Origin of the sequence: Endozoicomonas acroporae (assembly GCF_002864045.1) — a bacterium.
Taxonomy (GTDB): domain Bacteria; phylum Pseudomonadota; class Gammaproteobacteria; order Pseudomonadales; family Endozoicomonadaceae; genus Endozoicomonas; species Endozoicomonas acroporae.
Window position 1 is genome coordinate 1 of the sequence record NZ_PJPV01000058.1, and the last position, 20,819, is coordinate 20,819.

15 protein-coding genes and 1 pseudogene are annotated in these 20,819 nt (G+C 46.4%); 10 read left to right on the forward strand and 6 right to left on the reverse strand.

Going from position 1 to position 20,819, the window contains the following annotated elements:
- Positions 1-110: 110 nt before the first annotated feature.
- Entirely contained in the window at positions 111-1,616 is a 1,506-nt protein-coding gene (locus CX664_RS10480) for a chloride channel protein (protein ID WP_101746684.1), read from the reverse strand.
- A 474-nt stretch (positions 1,617-2,090) separates the two neighbouring features.
- Here CX664_RS10480 and CX664_RS10485 point away from each other — a divergent pair, with 474 nt between their 5' ends.
- The 4 genes from CX664_RS10485 (at position 2,091) to argC (ending at position 4,557) form a co-directional block, all read left to right on the forward strand.
- Positions 2,091-2,471 (forward strand): CidA/LrgA family protein, encoded by a 381-nt coding sequence (locus tag CX664_RS10485; RefSeq protein ID WP_101746685.1) that lies wholly within the window; start codon positions 2,091-2,093, stop codon positions 2,469-2,471.
- Complete coding sequence (locus CX664_RS10490) at positions 2,464-3,192, forward strand: LrgB family protein (protein WP_101746686.1); 729 nt, start codon at positions 2,464-2,466, stop codon at positions 3,190-3,192. The genes CX664_RS10485 and CX664_RS10490 overlap by 8 nt, the downstream gene beginning before the upstream one ends.
- An 18-nt stretch (positions 3,193-3,210) precedes the next feature.
- Positions 3,211-3,423 (forward strand): DUF3820 family protein, encoded by a 213-nt coding sequence (locus CX664_RS10495; RefSeq protein ID WP_101746687.1) that lies wholly within the window; start codon positions 3,211-3,213, stop codon positions 3,421-3,423.
- A gap of 90 nt (positions 3,424-3,513) precedes the next feature.
- Positions 3,514-4,557, forward strand: coding sequence for an N-acetyl-gamma-glutamyl-phosphate reductase (gene argC, locus CX664_RS10500; protein WP_101746688.1), 1,044 nt, complete (start codon positions 3,514-3,516; stop codon positions 4,555-4,557).
- A 225-nt stretch (positions 4,558-4,782) separates the two neighbouring features.
- Here the strand turns inward: argC and CX664_RS10505 are convergent, their stop codons facing one another.
- Complete coding sequence (locus CX664_RS10505; protein ID WP_145999935.1) at positions 4,783-5,139, reverse strand: hypothetical protein; 357 nt, start codon at positions 5,137-5,139, stop codon at positions 4,783-4,785.
- Between the two features lie 80 nt (positions 5,140-5,219).
- Here CX664_RS10505 and CX664_RS10510 point away from each other — a divergent pair, with 80 nt between their 5' ends.
- Positions 5,220-6,362, forward strand: coding sequence for a hypothetical protein (locus CX664_RS10510; protein WP_101746690.1), 1,143 nt, complete (start codon positions 5,220-5,222; stop codon positions 6,360-6,362).
- A 208-nt stretch (positions 6,363-6,570) separates the two neighbouring features.
- Here the strand turns inward: CX664_RS10510 and CX664_RS10515 are convergent, their stop codons facing one another.
- Both CX664_RS10515 and CX664_RS10525 read right to left on the reverse strand, forming a co-directional pair.
- Positions 6,571-7,668, reverse strand: a complete 1,098-nt coding sequence (locus tag CX664_RS10515; RefSeq protein ID WP_145999936.1) for a hypothetical protein — start codon at positions 7,666-7,668, stop codon at positions 6,571-6,573.
- Between the two features lie 798 nt (positions 7,669-8,466).
- Complete coding sequence (locus CX664_RS10525; protein ID WP_101746693.1) at positions 8,467-9,510, reverse strand: hypothetical protein; 1,044 nt, start codon at positions 9,508-9,510, stop codon at positions 8,467-8,469.
- A 362-nt stretch (positions 9,511-9,872) separates the two neighbouring features.
- Here CX664_RS10525 and CX664_RS10530 point away from each other — a divergent pair, with 362 nt between their 5' ends.
- On the forward strand, positions 9,873-10,856 hold the full coding sequence (locus tag CX664_RS10530; protein WP_101746694.1) for a M48 family metalloprotease: 984 nt from the start codon (positions 9,873-9,875) through the stop codon (positions 10,854-10,856).
- A gap of 95 nt (positions 10,857-10,951) precedes the next feature.
- Here the strand turns inward: CX664_RS10530 and CX664_RS10535 are convergent, their stop codons facing one another.
- Complete coding sequence (locus CX664_RS10535; protein ID WP_101746695.1) at positions 10,952-11,884, reverse strand: LysR family transcriptional regulator; 933 nt, start codon at positions 11,882-11,884, stop codon at positions 10,952-10,954.
- A 180-nt stretch (positions 11,885-12,064) separates the two neighbouring features.
- On the opposite strand from CX664_RS10535, the gene metE reads away from it, so the two are divergent.
- Entirely contained in the window at positions 12,065-14,356 is a 2,292-nt protein-coding gene (gene metE / locus CX664_RS10540) for a 5-methyltetrahydropteroyltriglutamate--homocysteine S-methyltransferase (protein ID WP_101746696.1), read from the forward strand.
- Positions 14,357-14,472: 116 nt separating this feature from the next.
- Here metE and CX664_RS26350 read toward each other — a convergent pair whose 3' ends face one another.
- Positions 14,473-17,448 (reverse strand): hypothetical protein, encoded by a 2,976-nt coding sequence (locus tag CX664_RS26350; RefSeq protein WP_180966448.1) that lies wholly within the window; start codon positions 17,446-17,448, stop codon positions 14,473-14,475.
- Positions 17,449-17,764: 316 nt separating this feature from the next.
- On the opposite strand from CX664_RS26350, the gene CX664_RS10555 reads away from it, so the two are divergent.
- The 3 genes and pseudogenes from CX664_RS10555 to CX664_RS10560 all read left to right on the forward strand — a co-directional run bounded on the left by CX664_RS10555 (position 17,765) and on the right by CX664_RS10560 (position 20,815).
- Positions 17,765-18,586, forward strand: a complete 822-nt coding sequence (locus tag CX664_RS10555; protein WP_101746698.1) for a M48 family metallopeptidase — start codon at positions 17,765-17,767, stop codon at positions 18,584-18,586.
- A 294-nt stretch (positions 18,587-18,880) separates the two neighbouring features.
- Positions 18,881-19,093 (forward strand): annotated as a pseudogene (locus tag CX664_RS28120) (RING finger domain-containing protein); the annotation flags it as partial.
- 3 nt (positions 19,094-19,096) lie between these two features.
- Complete coding sequence (locus CX664_RS10560) at positions 19,097-20,815, forward strand: ankyrin repeat domain-containing protein (protein WP_244910642.1); 1,719 nt, start codon at positions 19,097-19,099, stop codon at positions 20,813-20,815.
- Positions 20,816-20,819 lie beyond the last annotated feature (4 nt).

A 20,819-nucleotide genomic window follows, 5' to 3' on the forward strand; every position in this document is an offset into this window, starting at 1 on the left:
AAGAACGACGAAAACCGGGATCAACTGAAACTGGGTTTTGACTCGCGCCCATGGGCGCAATAATAGCCCTTTGAGGGCGTCCCCTAATAAGCTTCCGGCTATGCCGGAAGTCATTTAACTTGCCCGGGTTGTCGATCGCCCAGGACGACCCAATGACTGTTTGTGCTATTTATCTTCCTGAGTTCATTTGGTACAGACTCTGACGATAATGTCACCAACTGTCTATCCATCAAACCCGCAACCCCTGTTCGATTCAACAACTGAGCCATCGGGGAAAGCTGAATATTCTGCCCACGAACCAGGAACTGCATGGCAAAAATACTCTGTTGTCCACAGATCTGGCTGGAGGTCAGACAGGCAATCACAATAGCCAGCATGGCTGGCAGAATAATCTGGGAACTGTGGGTAAGCTCCAGCACAGTAATCAGGGCCGTCAACGGAGCCTGAAAGATCGCCGACATCATGGCGATCATCCCGGTGATAACATGAAAGGTTATATTGATAGAAACACCCGGGAACTGCTCAGCCAGTAGAGCACAGCAGGCACCGACTGCGGCTCCTATCATCAACGATGGCCCGATCATTCCTCCGGGAACGCCCAGACCGATGACCAGTGGTGTAATCACCAGCTTGGCCGCCAGCAGGATAAAGAGAAACTGCAGATTTACCTCGTCACCGTTCAGCAGGGCTTCAATGGTGTCATAGCCAATGCCCATGGTTGCAGGGATCAGAACGGCGACTATGCCCATTAGAAGCCCAGCAATTAACAGTGGCAATACGACCTTATTCTGGCGCTTTTGCATGGCAAAGATATTAATTTGAATAAACGCCGCAGCAAGAAGGCCAATAATGACCGCAGTGATCGCCGTAACCACCAGGTCTTCGGGTACGGCAGAAGGAATGATCGGGATCTGAAAAGCCGGGTTAGGGCCGTAAACCGTTTGGGTCAGAACGGAAGCCACCACAGCGGATGCCATGACCGGAATAAAGCTTTCCAGTGAATACTCTTTCATAACCACTTCCATGGCGAAGATCACCCCGGCCATGGGCGTATTGAACAGTGCGGCAATGGCTGCGGCAGTACCACAACCCGCCAGTACTCCCAGAGTGTTGGCAGGCAGTTTCAGCATCTGGCCCAGAAAGCTGCCAGCCCCTGCGCCCAAATGTACCGCAGGCCCTTCACGCCCCACCGAGAAGCCACTGACCAGCGCGATCAATGCCGCCAAAAACTGGGTGATGGTGCCGGTAATGGGTAACCAGCCCCTGTTCAGGGTCAAGCGCTCGATCACATGGGCAATGCCAAAGCTTCTTTGCCCGGGGGGACAGCGCTTGATTAACAGAATCAGGGCAATGGCTCCCCCGAGAGGTGACAGGAAGCGAACCAGGGGAGGGAGAGCTTCATAACCACTTTCCACCGATGCCAGCGTTGCAAATACCTGCTCAGGTATCAGGGCACGCTGAGAAAAAACGCCAAAGTAAAACAGCAAGTCCTCAAAGGCGATAAGAAAGCCTCCAGCCAGCAGTCCGGTCATCAGTGCCATCAGGGTCAGTTGTGGCAGCGCTTCTGATTGCGCCAGACGCAGCCTTAAATTCTGTATCGAGGGGTTGTTGAACATAGATGCCGCCTGGGTAAAGTTGTTCCGTTGCTGAGCGGTTATCGGGTGGTTTTGTTTCCTGGCATGGGGGGTGAAGATATGATTTTTCAGGGTTATGGGCTTCAGTAATCGCTTATGCCGGAATTAAACAACGTCGGTTGACGTATGTAGTTTGCAGTTTACCGGATTGTCATTGCGCCTCTCTACCTGTTAAAACAGTGTTGTTACTTTTCAGGTATGATTGAACAGTTTTTGTACATATAAGTAGTTAACCAAATGAAATCATATTTTCTGACTAAGTGGACAGTCACTCCCGGCAACTGCTCCTGCGTTGCTCTAGCTCCTGCATCCATGCAGTCGTGCGGCGTTACAACTCCGGTCACATAGCTACGGCTATGCTCCCTGCGTTGTGCCTTGCATAGTAACTGCCCACTTAGCCAGAAATATACGATTCCATTTGGCCAACTACTTAGCTGCTTCAGGAGAGATCGAACGATGTCATCAGGAACGCTGTCAGGCATTGTCATTTTGCTGTTTTTTACCGTGCTGGGTGATGTATTAAGTGACGCATTCAGTCTTTCGGTTCCGGGCTCTGTGATGGGGTTGATACTTCTGGTTATTTATCTTCAGTTGTCTGGCGGTGTCAGTGAGTCGCTGGATACGGTGAGCCAGTTCTGTATCCGTTATCTGGCCGTGCTGTTTATCCCGGGTTGTGTTGGTATTTTCTTCCTGAGTGACCTGCTCTTGCAGCAATGGCTGCCGATCGCTCTGGCCATGTTGGTGGCGACCCCTGTTTCCCTGGTGTTAACGGCTGTTCTCCTGCAATGGCTGCTGAAACGCTTTGCCAGCACCAGCGGAGAGAATCATCATGGATGAGGTGATCAGTTTCTCTTACGGACTATTACAGCAGCAAATGAACAACCCGGTTGCCATTTTGTTGATCAATCTGGGCGCTTACCTGCTGGCGGAAAAGTTGTTTAATCGTATGGGGCGCAAAGGGTGGTTTCACCCGCTGTTTACCACCAGTCTGCTGGTTTTTCTGGTGATTCGCTGTTCTCCACTTGAGCCCGATGTGTATACCAGGCACAGCGAGTTGCTGAAGATGTTGCTGGCACCCTTTACGGTAGCACTGGCGGTTCCTCTGTCACGACAGCTGCACACTCTTCGCCAGTTAGCGGGTCCTCTTCTGTGTACATTACTGATCGGTGGATTGCTGGCGGCGTTTATGGGTATGGGGATGGCTCTGGCAGCCGGCGGCTCAGGAGACGTGGTGTTATCCATTTCTACCAAAGCCGTAACCACAGCGGTTGCCCTGGTGATGGGCGAACAGTATGGCGCTATTATTCCCCTGGTGGCGGCGGTGGTCATTATTTCCGGCGTTTATGGATCGCTGGTGGGGCCAGCACTGTGTCGCAAGTTTGGCGTGACTGATCCAAGGGCTATTGGCTTTGCCATGGGCGTAAACGCTCATGCAGGTGGCACGGCCCGGGCTTTTGAACTGGATCTGACCATGGGAGTCTATTCCAGCCTGGGAATGTGCCTGTGTGCTGTCTACATGCCGCTTCTTGTGCCTTGGCTGATCCGCCTATTATTGTAATTAGCCTGAGAAAACCCGATGTTCGATAAACAAGACCTGCTCAAAATCGCCAACCAGACCATGCCTTTCGGGAAATATCAGGGCAGAAGGCTGATCGACCTGCCAGAGCCCTATCTTCTCTGGTTTGCCGACAAAGGCTTTCCGGAGGGTGAGCTGGGTAAGCTGCTGGCATTGACTCTGGAGATTCAGGTCAATGGGTTGAATGATCTGATTACGCCATTGAAACACTAAGTCTCCTTCAGAAATGGAGCGACGATATCCCGGAGAGTTCTGGTAAGATCGCCGGGTCAAACAATAATCCAGACGTAACGGAAGCAGCAGATGATTAAAGTGGGGATTGTCGGTGGAACGGGCTATACCGGAGCGGAGCTGTTGCGGTTGCTATCGGTTCATCCAAATGTTGAGTTGCGTATGATCACCTCCCGTTCTGAAGCGGGAAAGCCGGTCAGTGAACTTTTTTCCGGGTTACGGGGAAAGCTTGATCTGAACTTTTCGCTTCCGGATAACCAACAGCTGACCTCATGTGACCTGGTGTTCTTTGCCACACCCAATGGTATTGCCATGGAGTCTGTGCCGGAATTACTGTCTGCCGGCGTTCGGGTGATTGATCTGGCGGCTGACTTTCGTTTGCGCGATACAGCGCTGTGGCAGCAGTGGTATGGTATTGAGCACGCCTGCCCGGAGGTATTGGCAGAAGCGGTCTATGGCCTGCCAGAAATGAACCGTGCCGATATTGCCTGCGCCCGGCTGGTGGCCAACCCCGGCTGCTACCCAACGGCAACGCAGCTTGGTTTATTACCCCTGGTGAGAGCAGGACTGGTCAGTGGCAATATCATTGTCGATGCCAAATCGGGAGTCAGCGGTGCTGGCCGTGGTGCCAATGTGGGCACTCTGCTCTGCGAAGCCTCCGAGTCTTTTAAGGCCTATGGTGTTGCCGGTCATCGTCATTTGCCGGAAATTCGCCAGGGTATTGAGCGCATGCCAGAAACGGGTGTATCGCCATTTACCGGCGATCTGGTATTTGTTCCCCATTTGACCCCAATGATCCGCGGTATCCACTCCACGCTGTATTGCACCGTCAAAGACCACAGTATTGACCTTCAGGGGTTGTATGAGAGTACCTTTGCCGATGAGCCTTTTGTTGATGTTATGCCTGTGGGCAGCCACCCGGAAACCCGGTCGGTTCGTGGATGTAACCAGTGTCGTATAGCGATCCATCGTCCACAGGGCGGGGACACGGTGGTGATATTGTCTGTTATTGATAACCTGGTCAAAGGGGCAGCAGGCCAGGCCGTTCAGAATATGAACATAATGTTTGGACTGGATGAAATGACCGGACTGGACTTCCCTGCTGCTATGCCCTGATAAGAGACGGTATCATTATAGTCATAAATAAGCGCTGCTCCTCTCTGGTTTAGCAATCAGAGTGGGGCGTTGGGTTTTGTCAGATTTCAAGTTAATTGTAAATTTTTTATTTTCTTTAACAGAAATTTTATTCTCTTATTTTTTTGTCTATTTTTGATGGCCTAAAGAAAAAATAATATACAGAGGTTTTAGCTATGGATACGAAAGGTCATCAAGCAAATCCTGTTAACAACCAGCAAGTAACCTATCCACAATCACAACCGCCTCTTTCCTCATCCGACGCATGTCGATTACCCGCTGGTTCTGGCCATCAAGCACCAGTGAATTACTTTGGATACTCCTTAAATTCACAAGATCCCAATAGACAACATTTGGCACATGCTCCCAATTACCGTCCCAATACCAACCCGGGTCAGGTGAGAAACGTTGATTATCTGGCGCAAGGCGTTGTATCAACAGCCACTGTTCACCCGCAACTATACCCAGATCTTCCTCCATACCCGGATCTTCCTCCATACTCGGATCCTCCGCCTCCATATCCGGGAACCGATGACCAACAGTCCGGGGTTGGCTCTCAACCATCAATAACCACCTCGTTTCCCTCGCCCATAGAAAAGTTTCAACGAGCATTTACACCTGAGCAGCAATATGCGATCCAGCAGGTGCTGGGTGGTTCAATCAACGGATCAACCTGGCTGGCCTATCGACTGGCCGCCCTGAAAAATTATGAACTGCATTTTATTATTGATAACAGCATGTCAATGGATACCCAGGATGGCATGGTACATCCTGAGGTCGGAGTAAAAATGTCCAGGTTTGAAGAGGCGGTCTATCGGTTGAGTCATGTTGCCGATTTATTAGCCCATATTCCGGTGATGGGAATAAAAATTCAAAGTTTCACTCAGGAATTCCCGCCAATTGATACCGGTGGCACGCCAGCCGAGGTTGCGATGCAGATGAAGAGGTGTCTGGACACTATTTTCATGGCTGAGAGACTCCCTTCAACCCCGCTCTATCCTGCCATGTTAAAAAGCATAGAAGAGTCTGAACGTTCTCCGAAATCTCCCCCCCGTATTATCTATGTATTTAATGATGGTGAGCCCAATAACGGAGGCTCTAAAGAGCATATTTTTGAATTACTGAAACACCGAAAGGCTGAGAGGAGTCCGGTGTGCCTGGTTGCCTGTACTGATGTAGATTCATCAGTCGAGTGGATGAACGAGGCAGATGAGCAGCCAAACGTTCATGTTGTTGACGATTTCCAATCAGAAATGAGAGAAGTGAAGAGGCACCAGGGTGAAGCTTTTCCCTTTACAGAAGGCTTCTACCTTATGTCCACTTTGCTTGGTCCCATTGACCCACTGTTTGATAAAGCTGATGAAAATCACATCTTTGATCATGCGGATTATCAGGAGATCTGTGGCTATAGCGTATCGCCAGCGGAGTATGACTTATATCGAAATGAAGCTTATCGACTGCAAAATGAGCCTTATCGACAGCAAAACAGACAGGCTGGAAATGCACCTTATCGACAGCAAAACCGGCAGGCTGGAAATGAGCCTTATCGACAGCAAAACCGGCAGGCTGGAAATGCACCTTATCGACAGCAAAACTGGCAGGCTGGAAATGAGCCTTATCGACAGCAAAACCGGCAGGCTGGAAATGTACCTTATCGACAGCAAAACTGGCAGGCTGGAAATGAGCCTTATCGACAACAATACCGGCAGGCCGAAAATGAAGCTTACCGATTACGAGACAGGCATAATGAAAATAATGAAAGTTCTGATTACTGTTTAATTTCATAGCGTTACTGGCTGTCTGCAGGAATATGTATTCTCTGTCGCTTAACGGCTTGACCAATTCAAACAGCAGATGGAAGTAGCGCAGCAGCCAGGCAATAGCGACTTGCCATCAACTGCCCCTGAAAAAGCCAGATAGTTACTGTTGACCCATATCTAGGAGGCTGTCCGAGAATAGACTGCCCTACTGCGGTGCTTACCTGTTTCTCAACCTTTACCAAAAATTACTTGTAATGGCATCATAGAGTACCTTCCCAAACCATTGGTACCCCTCAGCTTCACTTGTCACCACGCCCTGGATCATGCGCTTTAACGGCACGACTTTATCTTCATGGCCGTGATCTTTTGCCCATCTCAGCTCATTAACCAGAGTGCTCCGGGCTTTATCCGTAAGCGTTGACCTGGCGCCCGCAATGATGCGTTGTAACCGCTCTGCAGTTTTGTAATCTCTGATTTCTATTGCCCGTATCAGATGTTCATTCAGTGTCTCCCGGGCTCCGTCCGTCAACGTTGATTCAGCGCCCGCAATGATGCGTTGTAACCGCTCTGCGGTTTTGTAATCTCTGTGTTTTATTGCCAGTATCAGATAACTGCTCAGTGTGTCCCGGGTTTCGTCCGTCAGCGTTGTCCTGGTGCCCTTAATGAGCCGCTGTAACTGCTCTGCGGTATTGTAATCCCCGTGTTCTATTGCCCGTTTCAGATATCTACTCAGTGCGTCCCTGGTTTCATCCGTCGGCGTTGTCCCGGTGCCCGCAAAGATACCCATTAATCGCTTTGCAGCCTTGTAATTCCTATACTCTATTGCCCATTTCAGTTCTTTGCTCAATGCGCTCCGGGCTTCGTCCGTCGGCATTGTTTCGGTACCCACAATGATGCGCTGTAACCGCTCTGCAGTTTTGTAATCCCTGTGCTCTATTGCCCGTTTCAGATCTTTACCCAATGCGCTCCGGGCTTCGTCCGTAAGCGTTGTTCCGGTGCGCTCAATGATGCATTTTAACCGTTCTGCGGTATCGTACTTCTGGTGCTCTATTGCCCGTTTCAGACCTTCACTCAGCGCGCACCGGGCTTCTTCCGTCAGCGTTACCCCGGTGTCTTCAATGGTGGTTAGTAACTGCTCTGCGGTATCGTAATGCCCGTGCTCTATTGCCATTTTCAGATCATTACTCAGCTTGTTCCGGTGCTCTTCCGTCGACATTGCCCCGGAGCCCTGAACGGTCTGTTGTTTTTGCAGTTCCCGGGAAGGCAGGGTATTAGTCTGTATTTCCTGGTTTGTTGTTCCCTCTGCCGCTGCTACGAAAACCCATGATTTCATTAAATCTGACAGGCCACCATTGAAAAATGGGTAGGATTTTCTTTTTTCTATTTGATGAGTATTTAAAAGCGTCGGCTTTTTACAATTTGTGTCATCGGGATTCGTTGTGTCAATGTGATTCGCACAGCTGGTATCGGCAGTTACATGCCTGAAAGATACTTTGCCATATACAGGGCAATCTTTACCGGCTTCAGCAGATTTGGTTTTTCGGGAATTATTAACTAAGTCAATTAAGATTGGTAAATTCATTATTGATTTTTCTCTTGATCATTTTTTTCATTAGATAGCAGTCAACTAATTTCGTTCCATCTTTTTACGGATAATTATCTTCCCGGAAACAAACTAATAAAGATCAGCTCTTTAGTTGCACATTAACCCCTGCATAAAAAAATCTGAAGCCCACCTGCTCTTGACTTGCTTTCTGGTTATGGCAAACCTTGTTCCATACCTGTTGAAAAACACAAACTCACCCACTAATACTGATAATAATCATGAAGAGTGCAAAAAAAATAATGACCATATAATCAAGTCAACAATTTTATTAGTTGGAATCGCGATTATGATGACACTGATCTTTCACTTCTGGCACTGAACACAGGAAAAATCTAAAAATTGTTTAACCAAAAATTCCACTAAATCTGACCACCACCACTTTGCCGAATTTGGCCGAACTTGCTGCCTGGTGTTCTAAGGCGGTTCATTTTCCGATGAAATGTCTTCTGTTGAGAAATCACCATCTGATAACCCTTCTGAGGAATCATCATCACTTTTTGACAAATAACGAAGGTTAACGATGACCTAGGTTTTTGTATTTGTTTTTGTTTTTGTTTTTGTTCCTGATGATGGATAGACCCCCATAAGCCTGGCAAAAACCTCTTCTGCCTTTTTAATTTCTTCTTTTTTAAAGCCCTGGGTCATAGAGGGATTAAGATCATAAAACCAGCGTCTCAGGCTGGTTCTCAGAGATGTCAGATTCTTCCAGTGTTTGCCTCGACTAAATATACGATTGATTGTAATTTCAATATCTTTTTTTGAGGTTGGCTCTTGCAGGCAGGCATTAATAGTGTCTTTAACCGCATCTAATCTTGTTTTAGTTCTTTTAGGGTGATTTTTAGAAGATTTTTTTTGGCAAGTTACCTTTCTTTTCTTAATTGGCCGGGAGTTCGCTTCTTCTTCTGCGTGTGATTTACCCTGACTTCTGACTGGAAATGTTGTTTCCGCTAAGGGATCTTTCCGGAATCTTCGAGTTACTCTTTGAACTGAACTTTGGCATTTCAGGAGGCCTGTTTCAGAGTTTGCTGCACGGGGAGCTGCTTTTACTTTACCGGGGATAGCATTTCGTGCTGCGTTAATACCACTGATATCATCGTATTTTTCTAAATAAATTAATCCTTTCAGAGTTTCTTGGGTGTTTTCTTTATTATCAAAGGTGACGCCAATCGTATCGGTAATTTCACGAAAAAGGCTTTCGTGGGTGTGGCTGAACAATCGCATTACAGTGCAAAAGTCTGTTACTACAATTTCAGCATCCTCGTGGTAAGATTTATCCAGAAATTTGCTACTTCTACTGTCGGCAGTTGAATGAAAATCGCTTGAACAAAATTTTGAAAACTCAATTACGGTTCTCTCTTGTGGTGATATATATCTGGGTTTTGACTGCTCTACATCTTGTTGTAGCTCTGAACCTTCTTTAAGCATGAATGTACAGGATTTTGCTGGTTTTATCCGGCCATTTGTCATGGTTTGTCCGTGGAGCTTTTTTGCAACTTGTCCGTGGAACTTTTTTGCAAGAGGTCGTTGGATGTTGGCATCGGGGGTAATTGGTGTGGTGGAAATATCCATAATGACTTCCTTTAGCGAAGTTTATTTTAATAATGATATAAATTAGTTATTTTTTTTGATGAAAAGTTCCTTAGCTGGTGAAATTTAATTTTATTTGTATATATTCAAGAGAGTTTTTTAGAACAAGATGGTGTAAGTAGTTGGCCAAAAGGAATCATATGTTTCTGACTAAATGGGTGGTCACTCTCGGCAACTGCTCCATACAGATATTGGTAATGGCGAACCCTGATTGAATAGAATGATGGAACCAAACTATATTTTTCTTGTCTGAACTCTAAAGCAGGTCGAATCATTTTAGAGGATTGAAGGTGTTTATCAGGGTCAAGTGCTTATCCATAGCCTCATTAACTGTATGTATATACTTGCTTTCCTGTGTTTCCAGCGCCCATGGGAACCAAGACGTTTATTCATTAAATCGAGACGATGTTATCAATAATCTCCATCGGGCTGTTGACAGAAGCCTGCAGGAAGAGTTTGAAATTAATGGCTTTGCATCGGTTGCCAGTGGCATTGTTGGTTCAATGATCGGGGTCAGTTGGCGTGGTCTTGCATCGGCAATCACAACAAACAGTGCCAACCCGTTTTTTATTAATTTTACGATCAAGGCATTCCTCACCGGGGCTGCGATGGGGACTCTTTCCGTGGTATCCCGAACGTATTTAAAGACTCCTTTCGATTACCTTCACCTGCCACTTGGCTGGGGATTTTACAAATTAGCACAATTGCAGAACTGGGTCTTGCGTGAAGAGACGTCCTACGAGCTGGAACAGAAATACTCCGAATTTCTTGACCCTGTTGCCGAACGTTTAAAAGTGGTTGCTGAGCAGGTTTTTGATATCCCTGCCGATTACTGGACAATCACAGCCATGGATAGTAGCGTCCCCAATGCCTTTGCAACCAGTGGCTATAATATCGCTGTTTATCATTCGTCTTTTCCTCTGGCGAAAAATCAGGCTGGCATGGCCTGTTTTTTGGGACATGAAATGGGTCATATATTGGCAAGGCACATGGGGCAAGGTCTAAGTGATGTCTTTTTTCTGAATCAGCTGGCCTTGGCCAGTATTCCCTTTGCCAACTCAATTTTGCAGAATCGTGAAACTCAGGCTGACGAAATAGGCATCTATCTGACAGCCTTGGCTGGATATGATCCTTCAGAATGCTCCAGAGTCTGGAACAGGGCTATCGCTTTTAGTGGAAGTCTGCGAGAAGTGGTCAATATATTCCTTTCAGTACACCCCACCAGCAAGACCCGCATGAATGCTCTGAAACACCATGGTGATGCTTTACAGGCATATTATTTGAACACGTCAGAGGTGCTTGGCCTGGGGCTCGAATATGAACTTTAATGGCTGTTTGGTCAGTCTCCCGGGAGCAACTCAGTTACCGTTGCCGAAAGTGACCGATCATCTGGTTAAAACTTATGATCTCTGTGGTTACCTGATTATGCTGGCTTTATAGCATTCAGGGTTGCAAAACAGGTTTCTCTGGCTGAGGCAATAAAGCTGGCAATATAGGGTTGCTCCTTTTGTTCCGCTCTGATCGCTGCATACAGTGTTGACCACAACCCCTCTTTACCAAGTCGAACTGCCGCAACGTGCCCTTTATCAAGATATTCCGCCAGTGCCCAGCATGGCAGTGCAGAAACACCTCTCTGGCTGGCAACCAGCTGCAGCATCATCAATGTTAACTCTGCAGTACGGATATCAGCAGGCTCAATATCTGCCGGGTCAAGAAAACCGTAGAAGACTGCCAGACGACCTTGTTCAACAGGGTAGGTGATCAGTACTTCCTGTTGCAGGTCAAGAGGTGTGACAAACTCTCGTTCTTTTAATGGGTGTGTTCTGGCAATGGCCAGTAGCATCTCATAACGAAAAAGGGGGATGTACTCGATGCCTTCAATGGGCACTGGGTCAGAAGTGACCACAAGATCAAGTTCACCCCGGGAAAGAGCTGGTAAGGGGGCAAAATTAAAGGCAGTGGAGAAATCCATTTCTACTTCTGCCCAGTGTTGCCGGTACTCTGTGATGGTTGGCATTAGCCACTGGTAACAACTGTGACACTCAATGGCAATATGCAACCGTCCGGCTTTGCCGCCCGCCAATCTCATCAGGCGTTGTTCTGTAGCCTTGAATCTTGGCAGCACTTCTTCAGCCAGCTCCAGAATATTTAACCCGGCAGTGGTAAACCGGGGTGGCCGGGATTTACGGATAAACACTTCCATCCCAATACGATGCTCCAGCTCTTTCAACTGATGGGACAAAGCGGATTGGGTGAGATGTAAACGGCTGGCGGCTTCTACCAGGCTACCACTTTGGTGAATGGCTTTCAGTGTTTTAAGGTAACGTAACTCAAGACCCAGGTTTTGCATTGTCATTATTTGCTTTTCTCCTGTCGTCAGTTCACAGTCAGTTTACAAGAGCATCATTATTAGTTTTTTTCATTTTTATTATTAGAAAAATGAGTTTGATTCAATTCTAACTCTCCAACAGAATCGTGACTACTCTTTGATCCATCCTGAAAACAATAAGTCTGACGATCAGCCCGGAGTTATTTCATGATCACTACCCATAACCTTGGATTTCCCCGAATAGGTGCTAACCGTGAGCTGAAGAAGGCTCAGGAAAGTTACTGGCGCGGTGACCTGTCCAGGGCAGAGCTTTTGGAAGAAGGCCGTCGCCTGCGTAAACGACACTGGCAGCTGCAGAAAGAATCAGGGCTTCATCTGATTCCGACGGGAGATTTTGCCTGGTATGACCAGGTGCTAAACCACTCTTTGATGCTGGGTGCGGTGCCGGATCGATTTTCGGAAGCGGACCCCGGTGATATTGATACCCTTTTTCGTATGGCCCGAGGTCGAGCACCTACCGGAGAACCTGCAGCAGCCTGTGAAATGACTAAATGGTTTGATACTAACTACCATTACATAGTGCCGGAGTTGCACAAAGGCCAGAAGTTCCAACTGTCTAACACCGCTATTCTGGATGAAACCGCTGAGGCGATTGAACAGGGCCTCAGGGCAAAACCGGTACTGATTGGCCCGCTGTCCTGGCTGTGGCTTGGTAAAGTTAAGGGCGAGTCTTTTGACCGATTGGAGTTGCTTGACAGTGTTGTCGAGGTGTATGGCAAAGTTCTGGCCAGACTGGCTGAAATGAATGTGGAGTGGGTACAGGTTGATGAGCCCATTCTGGCCCTGGATCTTCCCCTGGAATGGCATCAGGCGTTTGAATCGGTATATAACCGGTTGCAGAGTTGCCATGTAAAAATTCTGTTGGCCAGCTACTTTGGCGGTCTCAATGGTACTACGACCACGGTCGTTAATCTGCCGGTGGATGGCCTGCATATTGATCTGGTCCGGGATCCGGATCAGTTACCGGCACTGCTTGATCGCCTGCCTGCCTACAAGGTTTTATCAGCGGGTGTTGTTAATGGTCGAAATATATGGCGCTCAGACTTGCAGCAGATATTGCGGCAATTGAAGGAGGCAGAAGAGCGGCTGGGTGATCGGCTGTGGGTAGCGCCAAGCTGTTCATTACTGCATGTTCCGGTTGATCTGGAGCAGGAAACCGAGCTTGATGACGAGCTGAAATCCTGGTTTGCCTTCGCCAGGCAGAAGTGTGAAGAGGTATCCGTAATTGGTCGGGTTTTATCCGGAGGGCATCAGGCACAGGACCCGGTGGTGTTGACATTGATTTCCGAGGCCGAAAAAGCGGTATCTGCCAGGCAACACTCTCAGCGGGTTCATAATACAGCGGTAGAACAACGGTTGACGTCATTAAATGATGACAGGGATATTGATCATCGTCTTTCACCTTATGCGGTAAGGGCAACGCTACAGCACGAAAAACTGAATCAGCCTGAATTTCCTACAACCACCATTGGCTCTTTTCCCCAGACACGGGAGATACGACAGAAGCGCTTACAGTTTCGCAAAGGGGAGCTGGATGAGCAGTCTTATATCGAAGCGATGCAAGCGGAAATACGCCAGACCATTAAAAGGCAAGAGTCGCTTGGTTTGGATGTTCTGGTCCATGGCGAAGCAGAACGTAATGATATGGTTGAGTACTTTGGCCAGCAGCTGGAAGGGTTTGCCTTCACAGCCAATGGCTGGGTACAGAGCTATGGCAGTCGCTGTGTAAAACCCCCCATTATTATTGGTGACATCAGCCGCCCTGAGCCGATGACCATTGCATGGAGTCGCTATGCCCAGGATCAGACCAGCCAGCCGGTTAAAGGCATGTTAACCGGGCCGGTAACCATTCTTTGCTGGTCATTTCCGAGAGATGATGTAAGCAGGGAAACGTCCTGTCTGCAGTTAGCGTTGGCCTTAAGAGATGAAGTTGTTGATCTGGAGAATGCGGGTATTGGCATTATTCAGATTGATGAGCCAGCCATTCGGGAAGGCTTGCCGTTGAGAAAAGCAGACTGGCCTGCTTACCTGGAGTGGGCGGTGAAGAGCTTTCGCATTGCTGCCAGCGGCGTCAAGGATGAAACCCAAATCCATACCCATATGTGTTACAGCGAGTTTAATGACATTATTGAATATATTGCCGCCATGGATGCGGATGTCATCACCATAGAAACTTCCCGCTCCGATATGGAGCTGCTGGATGCTTTTGAAGCATTTGAATACCCGAATGAGATTGGACCCGGAGTTTATGATATTCATTCGCCAAATGTGCCCAGTATTCAGTGGATTCAACAGCTGATGACTAAAGCGGCACAAAAAATACCCAAACAGCGTTTATGGGTAAATCCGGACTGTGGCTTAAAGACCAGAGACTGGCCGGAGGTAGAAGACGCTTTAAGAAATATGGTTGCAGCTGCGAAAATATTAAGATCCGGTTAAGTGAGGTTACCACTACCTAAAGAAAAAAGCTGGGTCATGAGTAGTAAATCTGAAAAAGTGCCCAGCTTTTTACACTTGCTTAAATAATATAGGAAAAGTACCGTATTTTTTTTATTTTATAATCTCAGGCTTTTATAAATTTTTTGTTCTGTTTTTTTTGTTATGGGTTGATTGTTTTTCAGGGCTTCTTTTAACTGGGATTTTTCTCTATCTGATTTTTCTATTTTATCAATCATCAGCTGCCGTTCGGCCTGTAAAGAGTTGAGTTTTTGTTCAAGGTCAGCCACCTTTTTTTGTTCATCATGAAAAGCAAATTTCACCAGGCTCTCTGATAGTTGATCTTTTTTCTGGAGTAGTGCAAATTCTTTTTTAAGCATTTCCAGATCCTGCTCAAGTTTTAATGATTTTCTTGATAATTGCAGGTTTTCGTTTTGTGCTTCATCTAGCAGAGTTTGAGTTTGTATTTGTTGCTGATTCAGGTATGTATGGTTCCTCTGCAGGTTGGCAAACTTTTGTTGTTCCTCTTGACGAGAAAATTTTATCAGGCTTTCTACCAGTTGTTCTTTATGTTGAAGTTGTGAATTCTCATTTCGTAGAGTCTCAATTTCCTTTTCAAGATTAATTGCTTTGCTCGATAGTTGCAGGTTTTCGTTTATGACTCCATTTAAGAAATTTTTAGTTTGCATGTCTTGATACTCCAGGTCTGCCTGGCTCATCTTCAGATTGACGATCTGGTTTTTTAAATACGTTATCAGTGGGGTATTTTGGGGAGCTGCCTGAAATAGCTCTGGTGTTGATGCTAATGGTAAAGTTTCTGTCATATCGTATAGTGCAGGCTCTCTCCCTTCAGGGGTATGTTGTTGAAAGCCAAAGGCTGTTGTCTCATCTCCTGAAGCTGGAACACCCCAGGCCTCATTTGGAACGGCCCCTCTTTCTTCAGGGTTTTGTTGTTGAAAGCCATAGGGTGTTGTCTCATGACCTGAAGCTGGAACAGCCCGGGCATCATTCGGAACATCCTCGCTCTCTTCAGAGTTGTGTTGTTGAAAGCCAAAGAGTGTTGTCTCTGGTTCTGAAGCTGGAACGCCCCGGGTCTCATCCGTTACAGCCCCTCTCCCTCCGGGGCTGTATTGCTGGAAGACAAAGGGGGTAGCCTCATCTTCTGAAGAAGGTGCTTCCCAGGTATGTGGTTGCAAAGTGCAGGATGATCCTGAAGAAGAGTGGTCATACTGCATCTGTTGACAAGGTGACCATGGAAAAATTTCCTGCGGAGCTATGGCCTTCATTATAGATAAGTCATCTGTTGGATGCAGTTCTTCATTGGTACCAGTTTGCGGTTTGTATATGCTGATATCAGGATGAGATGGGGGGGATGGAATCCAGGTATGGGGTTGCACCTGTTCGTTTTGCGCCTGTGGACTTGGAATAGCGGAGTAGGGTGGGGTAACAAGAGAATGGGTATCTTTAGTCACCTTCGGACTGTGCCATGAGCATTCATCAACGGTTTTGCACGACTCTTTTTCATAGCATACTAACTCCTGCTCAAGAAGCTGCAAATCAGGGTCTGAAAACCAGGGTTGCTCAGAATGCTCGAGTGTTTTTCCTGTTTCCCCTGGTTTTTGCAACGTTTTCTGTATCAATATGGAGTTAACTTGGCTATTACTGTTTGCAGGCCCTTTAACGGCATGTAATGAGTCAAAAGTAACTGTCTTTATATAAGATGAATCAGGTTCTATTTTACTATCGGGTTCTTCTAAGGGGGCTTTTGCTGAAACTTCTACTATTTTAAAATTTATTACTTTATCTGTTTTTTTGTCTGTGTTTGTTTTTTTGCTGGTTGTCAGGCTTGCTTTTGTATCTGTATCTAAAACTGTTTCTGAATCAATTTCTGGCTCTGTAGTTTTATCTTTTTTTGTGGTTGCTTTTTCATTTTTGTCTGTTTTTGTGTTGTCACCTTTTTTTCTATTTGTGTCTGTTTTGGCAGTTTTTTCTATTTTTGTATTAGAATATATTTTTTCATCTATGTTTGCTTCTGATCTTAAATTAGATCCTGATTTTGGTCTTAATTCTGGTCTTAATCTTGGTTTTAGTCTTGGTTTTAGTCTTGGTTTTAATCTTGGCCTTAATTCCTTGTTTGCCACTGAAGATGAACTTTGATTTAACAGGGTTTTTGATTTTTTTAATTCTGGGTTGTTGGTGATAAATGAAAGGAATTCCTTGATCGTGATATATTCACTATTTTTTTTGTGGTGTGCTCCTGGAATGGATTGGCGCAGTTCATCAACTAGCTCACGAATTTCTTTTCGACGAGTGGCCTCATTAAAATTTTTTATAAGTTGCTTTTTTTTTGGTTTAGTATTGGCTGGGTAGGGTAATATAGTCCTGTTTTTACGATTAGGACAGGTATAGTTGGGGTCACTTTCCTTTTTTGCAATCCCGATGCAGGTTAATAGTAAATTTCTTTTTGTTGGTTTGTTGCTTATAGTTGGTATATCTCTAAGAGCATGTTTGATGTCAGCATATAGCTGGATCAGTTCTTGTCTTCTTGTGTATTCGGCGATGGCACTAGTTGATCTCTCAGGCTTATTATTATTCATTTGATCATTTGGTATACACTCTATATCCTCATTCTCTCTGCTATGGTATTTATGCGATGAATATTTATTGTCCGGTTTTTCTCTTTTTTGTTCATGTAATCTCAATCTTTTGACTGAGGTTTCGTTTGAAGTGTTTAATGGTTCCTCGTTGTATTGCCCATTTCTTTTATTTGCTGAATAATCAGGGTTTGTTCTTTTACGATTTATGCTGGCTGCATTATGTGAAGCTTTAAGAGATGCCAGTATTGGAGAGTCAACTGCGTTATCATTGTGAGCTGTTGAGTATGAGATTTCCTGATGTGGCGTACCAACAGGTTGATGAGATTGATGAGTGAATGACCTGAAAAATGGGTTTTCACCCTGTGCGCCCGGTAAATATCTGGTTGGGGTAATACTAATGACAGAAGGCTTTGATGATCCCGCTTCCTGAAGGGGTTGTGATGACAGTGTAACCAAGGGAGATGTCTGTTGATAGTTTTTAGAGAGAATGCCGTCCATTTTACTACCCTTAATGGTTTTTAATTATCTGATGAAATAAGAATATCAGGTGGTGAGTCAGCCAGTATTTAGTATGTGTGTCTTGATGATCTCTTTACCTATAAATGGTTAGTCATGTGTCTTTGAAACAATCAGGAATTAATGTAGTCTGAAATTGTATAAAAGTGTAATTCGTAATTATTTTTATTATGTCCGTTATCAATACCTCGGGTGAATTGTGCAATAACTTGCTGTTAAATACCGAGATAGCCGTGCTTACCGGTAGCGATTTTGGTTTAATGGCAGTCATAACGTTGTGAAGAAACAGGTATTGGGGATGAAGTGGTTAAAAGTTCTGGTCGTGAGCCTGAGTATTTTTCTGGCAGGGTGTCAGACGGTATCAACAACTAACTCAGGGACTATTGGTGTTCAGCGTGAGCAGAAAATGTTCTCTTTGCTCTCTGAAAGCCAGGTGAATGCCATGTCTGCCAGGGCTTATCAGGAAGCTCTAAATCAAGCTCGGGAAAAAGAAGTGCTGAACCGCAAGCCCGCAGATGTGAAACGTCTGCGCAGGATTGCTGACCGTCTCGTGTCCCATGTTGGAGTGTTCAGACAGGATGCCCGAAGCTGGCAGTGGGAAGTTAATCTGATGACGGATAAACAGCTGAATGCCTACTGCATGCCCGGGGGCAAAATTATGTTTTATACCGGCATTATTGACACTCTGAAGCTGACGGATGATGAAATTGCCGCCATTATGGGACACGAAATGGCTCATGCACTCAGGGAACATGGGCGGGAGTCTATGTCGCAGGCGTATGCAGTGCAGTTAGGGCAGGATACCCTGGGAATTCTTCTGGGTGTCAGCCCTGAGTTAATGAGTGTTGGCAGTACCGTGGTAAATTATGCGCTTACCTTGCCTAATAGTCGTACCAATGAGGCCGAGGCTGACCTTATTGGTTTAGAGCTGATGGCCAGGGCTGGATATAACCCGGAGGCTTCTGTCAGCTTGTGGAAAAAGATGTCAGCGCAAAGTGGTGGCAGCGTGCCGGAATTTATGAGCACACACCCGTCCCACGATACCCGTATAAACGGACTGAATGCCAATATCAGGAAAGTGGATCCTCTTTACAGGCAGGCGATTAGCAAAAGCAATTAATCCATAGTGCTACTGGATTGGCCGGATCCGTACCGCTACTAAAAACCTGCGGTAACATTGATTTGATGACTCAACACTGTTAACTACTTATGGGCCCCGGCCAATCCATTCGTCGTCAAAGACACTGATTTCTTTCCAACCGTTTCGCGTATTTTTCGATCGATACTTCTGAGAAGCAGGGCTCCGGCTTTTTCTACATGAGGAACTGAACTATTCGTCGATGGATCAGTCAGACCCATTAATAAGACAGTTCGAATTATGAGTGATTACTAGCATAAAAGGGGATATTTAATTGTGAATACCTTCTCATTCAATGATTGTAATCCGATACCATCAGCAGCCCCGTTAGTCTCTGAACGAGAGGGTAAACAAACTGAAATATGCGCTATCTGCCTTGGGGGTCTCGATGAAAGCCCCATTGCAGCAATGTTTCCCTGCACCCATATCCATCACAAGTCGTGCATTGATAAGTGGCTAAATGATCCAGGTCATGCCGATATCGGTTGCCCAATGTGTAAACGTAAAATTACTCATTGTTTGTACCCTGAGGATACGCCACTCCACGTGGCAGCCGCAGGAGGTCGCTCTGATATTGTCAATGGTTTGCTTGAACACGGTGCCAATGCCAATGCCTGCACCAAAGACGGGATAACTGCCCTCCACTGCGCCGCTGGCAAAGGTGATGAGGAGACTATCAGGCATCTTGTCAAACATGGTGCCGACGTCAATGCGCTCACAACAGCGGATTACCCTGAGACTCCGCTCCAGCTTGCAGTATTAAATGGTCATGAAGTGGCCATAATGGCTCTTATTGACTGCGGTGCCGACATTAATGGCTACGCCCCGGATATAAGACGCCCACTTCACTTTGCAGCTGCAAATGGTTTCCTCAATATCATTGATGTTCTGCTTAACAAAGGTGCTGATATCAACATCGGTAGCAGGACCCCTCTGCATTTTGCCGTGGAACATGGAAAACAGGATGCCATCCGGTTGTTGCTTGGCAGGGGTGCCAATATCAATGCCCAATCCTCACGGTTGCCACAACCGTTTGGGCTTGAAATGGTAAAGCACCTTTTTATGCATGTGGAAATGAGGGAGGGAACCGACAATTCGACGGTCAATAACGGTGAAAGGGAAGACTGCCAGAAACTGTACGGAAAAACACCGCTGCACATTGCTATTGACACCGGCCAGGCAGAGATTGTTGATCTCCTGCTGACCGCTGGTGCAGCCACCGATGTACTTATTGGCAGTGGTGAGACGCTATGGAGCTGGATAAACAACGAAAACAAACTGACTGTACCCATAATCAGGTCGTTAACCCTTGCCATATGTAACTCTGAGGCGCCCTGTGACGATATGCGTGCAGGATTACTCGGCGCATTGATTGAAATCAATGACTGGAATTTATTCGACCAATTGTTCGCCAATACCCCGAATGCTGACATAAAAAAACTTCATTACCCAGGTTCCGGTCAATCAGCCTTTTACGAGGTGGTTAAAGAGGGACAAAAAGACAAAATCCAGGCCATGATAACCCGGCGTGCCGATGTTAATGCCCGTGACCACCGTGGATGGACGCCCCTGCACTGTGCAGTCTACAGCCGCCATCCGCAAGACGCCATTGAGGTACTGGTTGGTTCTGACGTCAATGCCAGAAACAACGAGGGACAAACACCTCTGCATCTTGCGGCTAAATCAGGTAAGTCAGAAGTTATAGTTCAACTGATTGACCATGGTGCCTTTGTCAATGCTACCACCGGCAGACGAGTGGGTGTCACAACAAAAACGGGGGTTAAGGATTATCAGGCAGCCAGGGCAATACTGGAGTTGGCGTGCTTCAAACAGGAGTGTCGCCTGAGAGGCGTGGCGTTAAATGGCCAACGGGTCATACCGGATGCGATGCTTAAAATAGACAACATCGGCATGATGACCCCCCTCCATTATGCAGTCCATGGAGGTCATGTAAAAGCAGTTCAGCACCTGCTCGCCAGAGGTGCTTCTACCAAGGAAATAACCCGGGATGGAATGACACCACTGAAACTTGCAGAATCTGAGCTGATGAAAGCTAAAAAGATTAAAGTGTTAGGCCGCGCCTCATTCCTTGGTGGACAACAGCGACCAGGCTTGACCGCCCCAGAAGCAAAAGTTAAATCCTACTCAGACATCATCATCCTTCTGAAGGCTCACTCATTACTAACCTCCGTACCTTCGGTACCTATCTGAGGAC